At 51.8% G+C, this 1235-nt stretch carries 1 protein-coding gene; it reads left to right on the top strand.

Features of this window, described 5'->3' with window-relative positions:
* Window positions 1-222: 222 nt before the first annotated feature.
* Window positions 223-1215, top strand: a complete 993-nt coding sequence (locus HW556_RS18345) for an IS110 family RNA-guided transposase (RefSeq protein WP_176901563.1) — start codon at window positions 223-225, stop codon at window positions 1213-1215.
* The last annotated feature ends 20 nt before the right edge of the window (window positions 1216-1235 follow it).

Below are 1235 nucleotides of genomic sequence, written 5' to 3'. Positions count from 1 at the left end.
TTATCCTATGTTTGGACATGACCTCTTAATTTAGGTCAATGAAGGAAAAGAGTGGAGTAAGATTCTAGTCTTATGGGGCGATGGAGCCCGTTTAACATGACAATCCCCACTCTTTTCTAGGGTCACTTTGGACAGTTCCATGAGGCCACGAGCCTGTATCAGGATAGTAAAAGACTCCTTAGAAGTCCTTCGTAGTGCTTTTTCCACCCTTTCACTACTTCTATGATGGTTACCGCCTCTTCCTTACCCGTTGTCGGCCTGGACGTGAGTAAAGCCACGCTCGCCGTTTGCTATCAAGTGGATGAGCTTATCAAACACTTGGAAGTCAGTAATACTAAAGCGGGCTTTCAGCAGCTGGTAAAGGCTTGTGGGACACAGTGCCGGTTCGTGATGGAAGCTACTGGCACTTACAACCTAGCCCTGGCCTATTACCTGCACGAACAGGGCGGGGAGGTCGCCGTACTGAATCCACTCGTCATCAAGCGCTTCATCCAGATGCACTTGAGTAAGGGCAAAAGTGACCGCAAAGATGCGCAATGGCTCTTACGCTACGGTCAGCAGCAAGAAGTAAAGGTTTGGCACCCAGCTGAAACGGTGCTGGTAGAATGTCGCCAACTCGAACAGGTGACCGAGCAGTTGCTCAAGCAAAAAACGATGGTTAGTAATGCCCTGGAGGCCCTCCAGCGGCAACCCGTTGTGAGTAAGCTCGCGCTCAAACGCTTACAGCAGACGCTAAAAACCTTAACCCAGCAAGTAGAAGCAGTGGAGGCCGAACTCTTGACCTTGCTAGAACAGCGCTTTGCTGCCGAAATGACGCTGCTTTGCTCCATTCCCGGCATTGGGCGCAAGACGGCGGGTATGCTGTTGATTTTTGCCAGCGGCTTCACCCACCTGGACAACTACCGCCAGTTGATTGCGATGGCGGGTTTGTCGCCCCGTGAGCATACCTCGGGTACCAGCATCCGCGGCAAGGTGCGCATTACCAAGATGGGTGGCGGCTTGATTCGCGGTAAGCTCTTCATGTGTAGCTTCTCGGCCAAGAAAACCAACGGGGCCTGTGCCGCCCTCTTTGACCGCCTCGTAGCCAAGGGCAAAAACAAGAAGCTGGCCCTGATTGCCGTCTGCAATAAGCTCCTCAAACAGGCTTTTGCCATTATCAAATCAGGCGTGCCCTACCAAGCCGATTTCAACTCAAAACTTGCGCCTACCGCTTGACTTTTAACACAGTTCATGTT

It is taken from the genome of Hymenobacter terrestris (assembly GCF_013377905.1).
Lineage (GTDB): Bacteria > Bacteroidota > Bacteroidia > Cytophagales > Hymenobacteraceae > Hymenobacter > Hymenobacter terrestris.
The sequence above is the reverse complement of the archived record's forward strand: the minus strand, read 5'-3'. Positions and strand labels throughout refer to the sequence as shown.